The organism is Tenacibaculum profundicola (assembly GCF_057220795.1).
Window position 1 is genome coordinate 3,725,363 of the sequence record NZ_CM170137.1, and the last position, 13,906, is coordinate 3,739,268.

The following is a 13,906-nucleotide window of genomic DNA, read 5'->3' on the forward strand; positions in this document are numbered from 1 at the left end:
ATGAGATTATAAAAGAGGTGTTTTTTCTGGTTTTAGTAATCTTTCATAAGCAGCATACCCTTTTTCGTCTTTCCATTTCGCAATGAAAGGATTGTAATCACATGTGGCTTTATGATACCATTCATCATTCGTTCGTTTATAAGGAATTCGATTGTCCACACACATATATCTAAATTCACAGCTTTTACAAACTTCACATACGTCTTTATGTATATTCCAGTATTTTTGAAATTTTGGATTAGTAATTGCTTTTTCAACCGTTTTTATTAAATGGGAATCATTGATGTTACCAAACGATTCTTGTGATTCGGGCGTATTTTTAATATTACCATTTATTGTGATACATAGTTTTTTGTGAAAGTAGTTGTGATAAAAGTGCGATTCAATAAATAAATGATGGTTTAGTTCCATGGCATCTCTATTTACAAAGGGTCTATGGTCTTTTTTAGATACCAGAACACGGAAGTTATTCTTTTTTTTAAGAAGTGCTTCGTTGTCTGTTATTATGGTAACAGATTCTGGATATGAAGTGCTTTCTAATTGGGTGTTTAAGTGATTGATGATATCTACTTGTAATAGCAGTACTAGGTTCGGGATTTTAAAGTACGAACAAATTTCGAGTGCTTTTTGTAAACTGGAAGAGGTAGAATAGTCTAAAATTAAATACTCTATACGGTGCCTAGATTCATAGCGTCGTTTTTGAGGAGGGAAAAACTCAGTAATATTCGAATGAATTTTATAGATCATCCGATGTTCAAACAAAAATTGAAATAGCGATGTAGACACCTCGTTTTTATGGAAAAATCGTTGTCTAATCAGTTGATTGATTTCGTGCGTTTCTGAATTGTCAATGTGAAATATATCTCCGCTTTTGAGATTAGCCAGAATACTTTTTAGATGTCCTTCAGTGAATGTAATAGTGCTCGAGATTCCATACATAATTAAATGATTTTTTTATTAGGAACAATAAAATAACTCCAATGAGCTCTGCTAATTTTTGAGTAAAATAGCTTGTTCTCTCTTTTTTTAAAATTCTTTTTTGGAAATGATTTTACATTAAGAACGTCAGCAGGAAATTCGCTTTCACGCATCGTTTTTTTATAGTCTTCAATGTTTTTCATAAGTTGATGATTTCTTTGGCGATGACTTTATCCAGATTAACACCACAAACGCTTCCTAAATATCCAAATTGACCAATAGGATTGACTTCTAGAAAATAATATTCTCCCTCGTTTGTATACATAAAGTCAAAAGATCCTGTGTTTAGTTTTAAAACATTCATTAATTCAAAAATTTTAGTCTTTAAAAATTCTGGGATGTTATAAGGTTCGTCTAAATATGGATTTTCATTGTTATAAACACGATAATCAACAGCAGACTCTTTATTCATCTGAGAAAAAATAGCCATTGCATACACTTTTTTTAAAAACACAAATACACGTACTTCAAATAATTTTTTGATTTCTTTTTGAACAAGTGATGTCATTATATTGTTTTCGTACAGGGTAGCGTTCACTCTATCTGTATAAGTCATGAATTTTTGTGTTTCAGATTCAATGATTAAAGGCGCTCCAAGCGTTTTAGAGATGTAAGAGTTGTCTGTGTCTAGCGTATTTACAGTTGTTTTTAAATAAGTGTCAGGAATTTTAAATCCCACTTTAATGGCTTCTTCTAAAACAATGAGTTTGTTTATAAAAGCATGACGCCATAAACCAATAACATTGAAGTTCTGTAGGAGAAAATATTCTAGAAAACCATCTAATGTTTTTTCGTAATGATACACGTAATCTTGTATAGCTTCTTGATGTTGTGCGTATTTGGAGATGGGGTTAACTTTAAATTTTAAGGCTCCATTTCTGATAAAAACTGTTTTTAAATTTTCAAGAGATATTGTATGTTGTTCAATATTACTGCTAACGGTCAGCACAAGTTTTTTTGATTGCATATCATAATCATCGATACTTATAACATCTCTGTAATTATTGATACAAAAAAAGTTCGCATTAAAAAAGGAAAGCCATTCAGTAATAGCTTTATAATTACTATCTTTTTCAGATGAAATGATAAGAATCTCTGGTGTTTTCATTACGTAATAATTGTTAGTAATACCATTTATGGTTTGAAATTAGGGTAAAAGACAATGATGTTTTTTTCTTTATAAAAATTATATGTACCCGTAGTTTATGGTTTCTTTTTCTACTGAATAAAAAAGCAAAAAAGGCGTTTTATTACGGTAATTTTAATCTGTAAATGGTATAAGTTTTATATAGATGGAAAACCACCGTTGTTGAAAACGGTGGTTAACAAGTTAATCACGATGTTCAGTTATCTACTTCTGTATACATCATAATAAGTACCATTATTGGGGTTGTTTCCAAAACATCTACCAGCTAAATCTGATGTAATAGTACCATCTGGATTTTGGCCTTGAGTTACTTCATAATTTGGTATCCCTCCTTGAACATTGTTTAAGGTTGTTTTTTCGTTTGTAAATTTTTTAAAAGATTTCATGAATATTTGATTTATTCGTTACCTACTCTTTTATAGTCTTATTGTATCGATATTATCTGCATTTTCGGTTACCTACAGATCTATGATAACGTAGTATAGCTAATCTGGTAATTAGTCATCCTACGATTTGTAGTTTATGTGTACCAGCACATAATTTTAACGGTTATGGTCTCATAGTACTTGCTATATTACTATTTGAAATGGTTGTTCCTTTAGGGAGAGTAATATTCTCATTATCTTTATCGTCAAGATTAATAACATCAGGCATTCCTTTTTTTTACGTTAGAGGTAGCTGTACCTCATTTTATGAGTTCCATCACATGGTTGTTTAGGGTTTCAAATAAGGTTACTTTTATCATGATTTTAAATTTTTCTATGTTATCGATGTTATAGTGAAGTGTCTACTAGCTATTTTTGTTACCCATCAGTATATCTTTTTTTGAAGAAATCATAGAATTATACCTACTGGCATATAAAACTTTATCAATGATGTTGTCTTAGACGCTTTTGATTTTCAAATGTTATCGGAGAAAGCTTAAGGAAAGTAGGCCTTATACCAATTATTGTTTGAATTTACTGTAAAAGAAAATGAGTGTTTTTTTCTTTATATTGAAATAGAAAGGAAAAAGGACGTTTTATTATGGTAAATTAACATCAGGATGTTAATTTACCAACTATAGTTGTTATGGTACATGTCGACCTATAGTTAGTACATAGGTTACAGGTATATGGTTGTATAGCTTTATCTAAGAATAGGTATAATAGAATAAAACACTTAGGTAAAACGGTATAATTTTACCTAAGAACAGGTATAAAGATGTTTTATACAATTTACAAATAACTATTTCGCATATCTATTATTTCTTTTGTAGCTGTTTTTGCGTTATAAAACTTAACCATAGCTTGGCTATGCTAATGTTATATGCCTTAAACTAACTTAAAATAATTCAATACCTATATACGAAATATGTATCTGTAAATCGTATTAAGAGTGTACAAGTCTCTTTATCAGAAGTAAAAGCTCGAAGAAGAGCAATAAACACTAAAAATGTGAGGCTTTACGGTTATAAGTTAAAATAAACCGTTTATTTGTGCGTCAATTTTGTCAATAATAAAACCTAAATCTTCCTGATTTTCAACAAAGTCTAGGTTGTCAACATCAATCACTAAAAGTTTTCCTTTATTATAGGTGCTTATCCAAGCTTCATAGCGTTCATTTAACCTACTCAAATAGTCTATACTTATTGAGTTTTCATACTCTCGGCCTCTCTTATGAATTTGTCCAACTAGGGTAGAAATATCTGCACGTAAATAAATGAGTAAATCGGGAGGTGTTACTAAATTTTCCATCAACTCAAATAAAGAGCTGTAATTGCTATAATCTCTATTAGTCATTAATCCCATAGCATGAAGGTTCGGTGCAAAAATATGAGCATCTTCATAAATGGTTCTATCTTGAATGATATTCTTTCCTGTTTTACGTAATTCTAAAATCTGACGAAAGCGACTATTAAGGAAATATACTTGTAAATTGAAAGACCAGCGTTCCATTTCAGCATAAAAATCATCTAAATACGGATTCTCGTCTACTGATTCAAAATGAGGATCCCAGTTATAATGTTTTGCTAATAATTTAGTTAGAGTTGTTTTTCCAGCACCAATGTTGCCAGCAATAGCTACATGCATAATTTAAAGTTTCAATATGTAAACTTACATAAAAAAAAGATTTTGAAAGCAATTTAACAAATCAATTTATAACCATACCCTCTAATGTTTATAATTTGTATATCCGTGTCTTTCTCTAGTTTTTTTCTGAGTTTAGAAATAAACACATCCATACTTCTTGCATTAAAAAAATCATCGCCGCCCCAAAGCTTTTTTAAGATAAAAGATCGATCAAGAACTTCATTTCTTTTTTGAGATAAATGAAAGAGTAATTCAGCCTCTCGATGTGTTAATTGGATTGAAGTATTCTGTAAATCTAGAGTTTGTTTAATATAGTTGAATTTATAATTGCCGATATTGATGTTTTCATGATCGATTTTTAAAACGATTCTATCAAGTAAACCGTTAACCCTTACGATTAGCTCTTCCATAGAAAAGGGTTTTTTAAGGTAATCATTACCTCCGTGATTAAAGCCTTCTATTACATCTTTAGTCTGTGATTTTGCGGTTAAAAAGATAATGGGTACTTGTTTATTTTGCTGTCGTATTTCTTTCGCTACTGTAAAACCATCTTTTAGGGGCATCATAACATCTAAAACTAAAACATCGGGTTGTATCTCGTAATAGAGAGTAAGAGCTTCCTGCCCATTATGAACATGATGAACTTCGAAGTTTCGGGTTTCTAAGCTCTCTTTAATTATTTGTCCTAAACTAGGTTCGTCTTCAGCTAATAGAAGTTTTATTGGTGTTGTCATAAGGCAAACTAATTTTAAATATGGTGTGTTTTGCATTAGAAATTAACAGCATGTTTCCACCGTGTTTTTCGATAATTTCTTTGGTGTAATACAACCCTATGCCAAACCCTTTTACATCATGAGTGTTTCCTTTCGGAACTCTATAAAATTTCTCAAAAATGCGTTCCTGTTGGTCTTTATCGATTCCTTTTCCGTTGTCAGTTACAGAAATTTCAAAAGTATTTAAAACATTGTGGATAGTAACCTCAATAAGATCTCCACCATATTTAATGGCGTTGTCTATAAGGTTTGAAATAGCATTTTCAAAATGAAAAATATCAAGTTCAAGGGTGTGTTTAGGGATACTCGAAGAAAAAGAAATAGTTTTCTTACTTGCTATTTCTTGATGTTTGTCGGTTGTTTTCGCAATTAATTCGATAATATTAACACCTTCTTTTTTTAATAATAAATTCTCGCTATCTAGTGTCGCTGTTTCCAATAGCTTTTCAACCATTAGATGTAGTTTTTTTATTTGGATAGATGAAATTGAAAGGTAGTTTTTCGTTTTTTGCTTGTCATCAATGATATTAAAATCACGAATGGCTTCTATGGCAGCAGAAACGGTGGTAATCGGAGTTTTGAATTCGTGTGTAATATTACTGATCAAATCATTTTTTATTGCTGCCAATTCTTTTTGTTTATTGATAATTCTTAAAAGAAGAAAAAGGCTAGCAATGACCGCCATGGATAAGATAAAAGATAATAAAATTCCTGTAAAACTTCTTTTTAAAGCTTCGTATGTAGGGCTGTTATAAAAGAGTGTTAGTTTTTCACCCAAGCCTAAATAAGTTGATTTTGCCTGTGCAGAAAGGTGATAAGATGATTGTGAACTCTGTTTATTAGTGAATATTAACGAATCATTTTTAGTATGGCGTAAATAAAATGAGCTATTAATACCTTTGTTATGTAGGGTATTAGCCATAATAGAATCAACATCGTGATGATTAATGGTATCTTGTATTATAGAAACAAAAATAGTTTGTAAAGATTTGGCTAAATTTAAACTATCGGTTATTTTTTTACCTGAAAATTTAGGTGTCGTACAATCTTTAGAGTGGTCTTTGGATTTATAGTGATGATTTCTATTGATAGAAACCTGTGTTAAATTTTGAGTTTTTGATGTTTTATTATCCTTAGAATGAGAATAGCTTTTAGTAATAAAATCAGAAAAAATGGAATCTGTTGTTTTTGTTATGCTCTTAATTGCCATTTTTAATGCTGCTGGTGCAGAACCATCTTTATTGTTAGATTGCGCCTTTCGATAAGGATATAGTATAGAGTCCAAAATCTTCTCTTTTGTCCTGTGCCCACTTTTGTCAGGGTTGTTTGGGTCAATAATAGTAAATACATTTTCTTTCGTAAGTTTGAAAAAGTATTCTTCAATTGAACTATCTAAACTTTCTTGAATTTCATTAATTACATATTGTTTGTTGCGTTCGTAATTTTGATAATTCCAGTATAGTTGGACAGCAATTGTAGTTACAATCGTTATCGTAATTAAATAGAGTATCCAACGCTGTTTTTTATTGTTCATACTCCAAAGATAATGAGTAAATAGAACAAATCTTTTCCGTTAACACAAGTTAACACAAGTTAACTGATTTCAATGTGCAAATCAATCATATTTGTAAAATCAAAGTATAAATACCAATCATAATCTATTATTAATGTGTCATAATAAAGCAGCTAGGAATACAAGAACTACCATGTTAGAGGTGGTAGGTTAACCACGAGTAAACAACGAATATTTTTTTAAAAGATCGATGACTATAATGCACAGATTGGATAGGTTGGAAATTTATTGAGATAGAATAGGGATATAAGAATTCTTCGTTTCAACCAAAAGAAACTAAGACAAAGAGAAGACTATTGAAAACAGTATTTACATACTAAAATAGTTATGTCAAATTGGCTCAAAATAAAAATATAAAACATAAATGTATAAAACAATGAAAACAATATTATTTATCGCGTTATTATTAAGTAATTTTTTTTTAAAAGCTCAAGAATTTCAAGGAAAAGCAACCTATAAAACGCATAGGAAGGTAGACAAAAAGATTTTGAGTCAAATTGAAAATTCAGCCATTAAAGATGCGGTATATGCACAGATGAAAAAGAAGTTTCAAAAAACATATACGTTAAATTTCACTAAAAAGGAATCTGTATATACACAAAATGAAGAATTATCAGGTCCTGAACAAAATAATGAAGGAGTTCAAATAATGCTTATAGGTGGGGGTGGCAGTGGAACAGATATTTTATACAAAAATATCGCAGAGGAGAGATTCGTTAAAAAAACTGAAATTAGTGGTAAACGGTTTTTAATTAAAGATGAACTAGAGAAGTTTGATTGGGAAATGTCAGGAGAGACAAAAAAAATAGGTAATTACACCTGTTATAAAGCAACTAGAACGAAAGAAGAAACACGAACTACCACTAATATGACAGATGGTAAATTGGAAACAAAAACGGAAACAGTTGAGGTGGAAATAGTAGCTTGGTATACACCACAGATTCCTGTAAGTATTGGCCCAGATCTTTACTGGGGATTACCAGGGCTAATTCTTGAAATTCAAAAGGACGATTATACTGTTGTTTGCTCGGAAATAGTGTTAAACCCATCAGAGAAGATTGAAATTAAAGAACCGACTAAGGGCAAAAAAGTGACACAAGAAAAGTTTCAAAATATTATGAAAGAGCACGTGAAGGAAAGTAACGAACGCTTTAAGAATCAAAGAAAAGGTTCGAATGATTTTCGTTCTAAGTGATTTTAGAAGCATGAATTGTGTACTACCTCTAAAATGGTACAGTTTATAACATGGTTGACGTTAATTTACCGATCATAATTGTTTATAGTAAATGGCTATCAATAGGTGTTACAACTTTAACCCTGAATTTTTTCTATTATTTCACTGGTGTCATACCAGTGATTATTTGAAACTATTTAATAAGTGAAGCAAAGTCAAAAGCTAACTTCAAATTTCAATCGGTATAAAACACAAGAATGAGTGTAAGGTAATGATTGAGTATTCTTAGCTTTTCATTTCAGACAGATGATGTTATTTTAAATAACTAAACAAAGAGTTAAGAGCTAAAAAACAGCGTCTTTTTAAGTTCGCAAATACAATAAACTAAGATGAGAAAAATATTAATGGTGGTCATTTTTTTGACTGCCTGGGCATCTATGGCCCAAATTACACTTAAAGGAGTTGTTAAAGATAGTATTGGGAGTCCACTAGAAATGGCAAATATTATAGCTATTAACAAAGAAACAAAGAAACTAGATTCTTATGGTTTTACCGATAGTAACGGGAATTATAAATTGTATCTAAAAAAGAATAGTGTGTATAGTATTAAAGCTAGTTATATCGGAAAGAAAAGCTCAGATATAGCCTTGACAACCAAAGATAGAGATGTCGTTAAAGAGATACGATTGTTAACGGATGATAGCTTAGATGAGGTTAATATAACTTATAAAATGCCAGTTTCAATAAAAGGAGATACCATTGTGTATGATGCGGATAGTTTTACTACCGGAAGAGAAAAAAAACTGGGGGATATCCTTAAAAAACTACCGGGAATAGAAGTGAATGAGGATGGCGAAATAAAAGTTCAAGGAAAAGATGTTAGAAAGGTCATGGTTGAAGGAAAAGATTTTTTTGATGGAGATAGTAAATTAGCTACAAAAAACATACCTGCGGATGCTATTGATAAGGTTGAGGTATTAAAGAATCATAGTGAAGTAGATCAGCTTAGTGGAGTTACAGATAATGAAGATAATGTCGTGATTAATTTAAAGCTTAAAGAAGGGAAAAAGAGTTTTTGGTTTGGTGAAGTAGGGGCAGGCGCTGGTGTTGCTGCGAATCAAGAACGTTATATAGTGCATCCAAAATTATTTTATTACAGTCCAAAATATAGTATAAACATTATTACGGATGCCAATAACATAGGAAGTGTGCCTTTTACATGGAGAGATTATTTCAAATTTACTGGAGGATTCAGAAGTACAGGAGGTAATTATGGTACAAATTTTAATGTTGGTTCGAATGATATGTCATTTTTAACACTAAGAAATAATAGAGCCAAAGAGATAGAGGCAAGATTCGGAGCGATAAATTTTAGTTATTCTGTAAAAAAAACCTGGAATATTAGTGGTTTTGCCATTTATTCAGGAAATGATATAGAAATGGAACAGTTTACTGAAAGAATATACGCTAACCTCGATGTTGATAGAAATAATTTGTCACCTTCTTCTCTGGAGATAATTGATGCAGAAACTACGGAAAATAGCACAAATCAATATAGTGATTTAGGGTTGTTTAAGTTGAGTTCTCGTTACAAACCAGATAGTGACCATCAATTAGATTATGATATTTTTGCCAAAGTTTCAAGCCAAGAACAAAGGGATTTTACGATATCGAAAAGAACTTATCTTAATGCGGATGAAGAAATTGTGCCTATTAATCAATTATCAAAACAGAGTCCATATTCTATCAATCAAAATCTGAGTTATTATCATACGTTAAATGATAAAAATATTATATCACTTGACGCAAGGCACTTGTGGCAAGATGAAGATCCTTTTTACAATGCGGAATTAGAAAAATTGGCCTTTTCAAATGTAATAGGGTTAAATCCATCGGCTAGCCCTTTTAACGTAGAACAGGATAAAAGAATTAAAACGAATAAATTTAATGCAAATTTAGATTACTATTATTTGCTAAATCCTAAACGTAATATAAAGGTTAGTTTCGGAACGATTTTCAGCACACAACAATTTAATTCGGGGATTTTTGAAATCCTAAATGGAGATAGACACCAGATAACCGATAGCAGCACAATTAATGATGTTGGTTTTTTATTTAGCGACGTATATGGAGGGATACATTACAAGTTTATTACCGGTGTTTTTACATTCAACCAGGGGTTTACCTTACATAAGTATATTGCTGAGAATACTCAGTTGGGATCCGAAATTAAAAATAGTTTTACAAAATTTTTACCAGATGTCTCCATAAAGGTTAAGTTAAAGGAGTCAGAAGCATTGGATATTCGATATAGTATGGAAACTAATTTTACAGACGTTAATCAGTTAGCTAAGGGGTATGTATTTAACAATTACAATAGCTTGTATTCAGGGAATAGAGAATTAGAAAATTCATTGTCTCACAATATTAATCTGAATTACCATAGTTTTAATATGTTTGACTATACCAATGTTTTTGGTGTTTTGAATTATAGTAAAACGATTAAAGATATTAATTCAAGTACTCAGTTTTTAGGAATAAATCAGCTAAGAAGTTCGATTAATTCATTATTCCCAGATGAGACTGCATTTGCAAGGCTTAATTTTGAGAAGAAGTATAGGAAGTTTAAAGTAAGCTTGGGAGGAGAGGTAACTTATACCAAATCTAATACTTTAATCTTGGATGGGCTTGCCAATGAGGTTACAAATCGTTTAGCTAAGAGCTTTTCTCAAAACTATCGATCTAAATTCAGTTCTAACTTCAGAGATGCACCAAATTTTGATGTGGGGTATAACGTAAATATAAACGCCTCTAATATTGCTGGAGTAAAGAACACATTCACTACACATAGCCCATATATAGATTTGGATATTTTTTTCTTAAAACAATTTAGTTTTACGTCTAAATATACATATAATCAGGTTGTTAATGATGGAGAAACAATTGATAGTTATGGGTTTTTAAGAGCGGATTTATCATATCAAAAAAAAGATAGTCAATGGGAGTATATACTTCGTGTAACCAATATATTAAACTCAGCTGGACTCAATCGAAATAGCAGTAACGATATTTATGTGAGCACTAGCACTTATGTAATTCAACCAAGAATAGCAGTACTAAGTATTAAGTATAATTTATAATTATTTGAATAAAAAAAGGTGAGCATATTTGCTCACCTTTTTACTAGTATTATTGTATACTCTTTAATGGATCATTAACTTCTTAGTTGTTTGTAAGCCACCATTTCTAATTTGTAATAAATACAGACCCGTTTTTACACGATCGAAGGTTATGTCTTCTGAAAACATTGATGAGGCTCCAGAAAACTTTTTAGAGTCAATTAATCGACCTCTGATATCAAATAACATTAATGAAATATTGCTAGTGTTTTTTGTTTCAAAAGTCAGTCTAAATGTTCCGTTTGAAGGATTAGGATGCAAGTTAAAGTTATCAAATGTAAAATCTTCCGTAGATGCAGTTGTGTCGTTTATAACAATGGTGTAATCTTCAACCTCTCCATCAAAATCAGTTTCACAATTTAAAGGATCACCATCGTCTGCATATTTTGTTGAAATTCGCATAATTGTAGAACCTAATTCAGCATCTGAAGGGATAGTGATATCTAATGGACTAAGACTCGTTTGTCCGTTAGAATTGTTACTCACGGTACCCAAATCAAATTTTTCGTTACTATCAAACTGACAATTTTGATTCCAGTCTATCCATCCAAAGGTTTTAGTCATATAATTGCCATCAGTGTTGGTATTAACGGTTAATGGGTACGTTTCACCTCTATCTACCGTGGTTGAGATTGATCTATAATCGCTGTAACCTTCTATTTTACTAGGTGTTGATTTGTTTATAGTATTAAAACTAACGAAGGTAGTACTTGTTTGATATTGGGTGTTTCCTGATGATTCACAATGAGTAGTTATGTTCAACTTCAGAGTTAGGGTTTTAGTAAGAGAGTTGCTTTCAGCGGTTACTGTTAATGTATATTCTCCTATAGCAACTGTGTTTAAGTTGCTTATTTTTAAGGTAGTATTTCCGTCTGAACTGATTGTGCTTGGATCAAATGAACTAGAAGCTCCACTTGGAACACCACTAACAGAAAATGTTACATTTTCAGAAAATCCATTAGAAGTTATATACTTAAGATCAAAAGAATACTCATCAGCTTTAGAACTACACACAGAAGCATCACCAGTTTCATTTACGATGGCAAAATCAGGAGAAGAGCTAATGGTGAATTTTTCAGTTATATTATAAAAAATATTATCGGTAGCTTCAATCATTAGTATCGCATTCTCCGTATCTGCAATACTGGCTGGTAGGGTGATAGATTCTGATCCATCATTATCCGTATCGGTAGCTAAAGTATATGCAAAAGTAGCACCACCGTCAGTAGATAATGTAATAGTAACTTTTTGACAATTGATCGGAGCTACATTGGTTTGTGCTACATTCCATGTAATGTCTCTAGTTGTGTCCTGAGCCCAAGTAGCTTGATTATTAACAGTAAAAGCAGGGCTGTCAGTAACGGTTACTTTTATATCGTCTCGCGCGCTAGAGCCACCTCCAGCATGATTATCTCTAACCGTAAATGAAAAGTTCATCTCTCTGGCAACTGATGGTAAAACTTCCCAAGTAGTTGAGGTATTACCTGCAAGAATAGTATTAAAATCAGGAAAATATCTATTAGGAGAAGTTTTAGAAGCTAAAGATCTAAATAAAGGACCTCCTGTGTTCGTACTAACCGGTGGATTAGCTGCTATTTCGTTATCTATTTGCTCCCAGTTATAGGTTAATGATGACGTACCATCTGCATCAGTAGCTTCTCCTCGCAGAACAAAAGGCGTAGATTTAGGAATACTCACCTGGTCACCAGCATTGGCAGTAGGTGCGTTATTATTTGTATTGGTTTCAGCCGCACAGTTCGCGGTTGATTGTATTTTGTCCCACATTTGCGCTATACTCACAGCGTGAAAATGATCATCACTGTTACTTTGAACGTTTGGTGAGCAAATACCAGCGTATGCCATAATTGTAGATCCACTTCCTGGTTCTACTGCAGTACTGTTGGTTCTATTACCACTACAAGAATTATTAAATGTATGTGTTGCTCCAAATTGATGACCGATTTCATGAGCAACGTAATCGATATCATAAGCATCTCCAATAGGTTGTGATCTACCTGTAATTCCTCTTGCTTTTGAACCATTAACGCAAACAACGCCTAATCCAGCTAAACCACCTCCACCAGTACTGAAGGTATGTCCAATATCATAGTTCTCTGTTCTAATGATGTTATCACAAACAGTTTGACTTTCGTTAATCAAAGAACCTGCATTACTATTTGAAAGGTTATCAGTGGTAGGGTCTAAGAAAATAATTTGATCATTGTCATTTACAATAACCATGGTTGCCGCTAGATCTCTTTCATAAACACCATTTACTCGAGTCATAGTAGTGTTCATTGCCGACAAAATTGCTGCTTTTTTGGTTTCATCAGTAGCTGTAGAAGCCACACCTTGATTTTGAATCTGAAACTGAGAATACTCACCAGTACAAGCAATAGCAATTCTAAAAGTTCTTAATTTTCCATCATTAGCATTTCTTGCCGATACTTTATTTGAAAAAGAAAGATTGTTTTTTAGCTCATCTACTTTGCATTCAAAATCATTTTCCTTTTTAGATAAATCAGATTTTTTGTACAACATATACGTTTTATTATCTTTCGTATATGGATCTAGATATAATGTTTTATGGTGTCCAGAGGTTATCATAACATGAACTCCATCACCACCAATACTTATTTTAGCTACGGCAGAAGGGTCTTCTATGCCTTGTGCAGAGAAAGATTTGATACTCTGAAATTTTTGAGCTAATTGTTCTTCAAATACAGAGGTTTCCTGTACGTTAAATTTGGCCAATTTACCATCGATAGTTGGAAGTTCAATAATGCTCGAAGCTGTTTTTGATTGAGAAATTAGATGAGACGAGAAACTTTGGATGTCTAAAGAAAAAAGTTCATACTTAGCAGGAACGTTATTTCTTTGATAAGTTACAGTTTTAATTTTTTGGTTGGCTGATTCTAATTTTTTCCAGTAATTTTGTGCATTAACCAAGGTGGTAAATACCAAAAATAGGAGAAGGGTTGTTTTCTTCATTTGTAAAATGTATAATAGT

General features: G+C 31.7%; 10 protein-coding genes. 2 read left to right on the top strand and 8 right to left on the bottom strand.

The annotated features are described in order from the left end of the window. Positions 1-6 precede the first annotated feature (6 nt). The 7 genes from AC2TDS_RS15270 to AC2TDS_RS15300 form a co-directional block, all read right to left on the bottom strand. The gene (locus AC2TDS_RS15270; protein ID WP_484736444.1) at positions 7-939 is read right to left on the bottom strand and encodes a hypothetical protein; all 933 of its coding nucleotides are present in this window, start codon (positions 937-939) and stop codon (positions 7-9) included. A gap of 2 nt (positions 940-941) precedes the next feature. Next, entirely contained in the window at positions 942-1,121 is a 180-nt protein-coding gene (locus AC2TDS_RS15275) for a hypothetical protein (RefSeq protein WP_484736445.1), read from the bottom strand. After that, positions 1,118-2,086, bottom strand: a complete 969-nt coding sequence (locus AC2TDS_RS15280) for an ATP-grasp domain-containing protein (RefSeq protein ID WP_484736446.1) — start codon at positions 2,084-2,086, stop codon at positions 1,118-1,120. Before AC2TDS_RS15280 ends, AC2TDS_RS15275 begins: the two co-directional genes overlap by 4 nt. Before the next feature lie 239 nt (positions 2,087-2,325). Then, the gene (locus AC2TDS_RS15285) at positions 2,326-2,511 is read right to left on the bottom strand and encodes a hypothetical protein (protein ID WP_484736447.1); all 186 of its coding nucleotides are present in this window, start codon (positions 2,509-2,511) and stop codon (positions 2,326-2,328) included. A gap of 1,071 nt (positions 2,512-3,582) precedes the next feature. Next, on the bottom strand, positions 3,583-4,197 hold the full coding sequence (locus AC2TDS_RS15290; RefSeq protein WP_484736448.1) for a deoxynucleoside kinase: 615 nt from the start codon (positions 4,195-4,197) through the stop codon (positions 3,583-3,585). Positions 4,198-4,250: 53 nt separating this feature from the next. Further along, complete coding sequence (locus tag AC2TDS_RS15295; protein WP_484736449.1) at positions 4,251-4,931, bottom strand: response regulator transcription factor; 681 nt, start codon at positions 4,929-4,931, stop codon at positions 4,251-4,253. After that, the gene (locus AC2TDS_RS15300; protein WP_484736450.1) at positions 4,900-6,504 is read right to left on the bottom strand and encodes a sensor histidine kinase; all 1,605 of its coding nucleotides are present in this window, start codon (positions 6,502-6,504) and stop codon (positions 4,900-4,902) included. Before AC2TDS_RS15300 ends, AC2TDS_RS15295 begins: the two co-directional genes overlap by 32 nt. A gap of 415 nt (positions 6,505-6,919) precedes the next feature. Between AC2TDS_RS15300 and AC2TDS_RS15305 the strand changes: the two genes are divergently transcribed. Both AC2TDS_RS15305 and AC2TDS_RS15310 read left to right on the top strand, forming a co-directional pair. After that, complete coding sequence (locus AC2TDS_RS15305) at positions 6,920-7,738, top strand: GLPGLI family protein (protein WP_484736451.1); 819 nt, start codon at positions 6,920-6,922, stop codon at positions 7,736-7,738. Positions 7,739-8,106: 368 nt separating this feature from the next. Further along, positions 8,107-10,857 carry a carboxypeptidase-like regulatory domain-containing protein gene (locus AC2TDS_RS15310; RefSeq protein WP_484736452.1) on the top strand — a complete coding sequence of 917 codons (2,751 nt, stop codon included), beginning with the start codon at positions 8,107-8,109 and terminating at the stop codon, positions 10,855-10,857. A gap of 63 nt (positions 10,858-10,920) precedes the next feature. On the opposite strand, the gene AC2TDS_RS15315 is transcribed toward AC2TDS_RS15310, so the two are convergent. Continuing rightward, on the bottom strand, positions 10,921-13,887 hold the full coding sequence (locus tag AC2TDS_RS15315; protein WP_484736453.1) for a reprolysin-like metallopeptidase: 2,967 nt from the start codon (positions 13,885-13,887) through the stop codon (positions 10,921-10,923). Between the last annotated feature and the right edge of the window lie 19 nt (positions 13,888-13,906).

Excerpts from the sequence above, each read along its gene's own strand:
- AC2TDS_RS15300 (WP_484736450.1), bottom strand. The coding sequence starts at position 6,504 with ATGAACAATAAAAAACAGCGTTGGATACTCTATTTAATTACGATAACG.
- AC2TDS_RS15295 (WP_484736449.1), bottom strand. The coding sequence starts at position 4,931 with ATGACAACACCAATAAAACTTCTATTAGCTGAAGACGAACCTAGTTTA.
- AC2TDS_RS15305 (WP_484736451.1), top strand. The coding sequence starts at position 6,920 with ATGAAAACAATATTATTTATCGCGTTATTATTAAGTAATTTTTTTTTA.
- AC2TDS_RS15310 (WP_484736452.1), top strand. The coding sequence starts at position 8,107 with ATGAGAAAAATATTAATGGTGGTCATTTTTTTGACTGCCTGGGCATCT.
- AC2TDS_RS15290 (WP_484736448.1), bottom strand. The coding sequence starts at position 4,197 with ATGCATGTAGCTATTGCTGGCAACATTGGTGCTGGAAAAACAACTCTA.
- AC2TDS_RS15270 (WP_484736444.1), bottom strand. The coding sequence starts at position 939 with ATGTATGGAATCTCGAGCACTATTACATTCACTGAAGGACATCTAAAA.
- AC2TDS_RS15315 (WP_484736453.1), bottom strand. The coding sequence starts at position 13,887 with ATGAAGAAAACAACCCTTCTCCTATTTTTGGTATTTACCACCTTGGTT.
- AC2TDS_RS15280 (WP_484736446.1), bottom strand. The coding sequence starts at position 2,086 with ATGAAAACACCAGAGATTCTTATCATTTCATCTGAAAAAGATAGTAAT.
- AC2TDS_RS15285 (WP_484736447.1), bottom strand. The coding sequence starts at position 2,511 with ATGAAATCTTTTAAAAAATTTACAAACGAAAAAACAACCTTAAACAAT.
- AC2TDS_RS15275 (WP_484736445.1), bottom strand. The coding sequence starts at position 1,121 with ATGAAAAACATTGAAGACTATAAAAAAACGATGCGTGAAAGCGAATTT.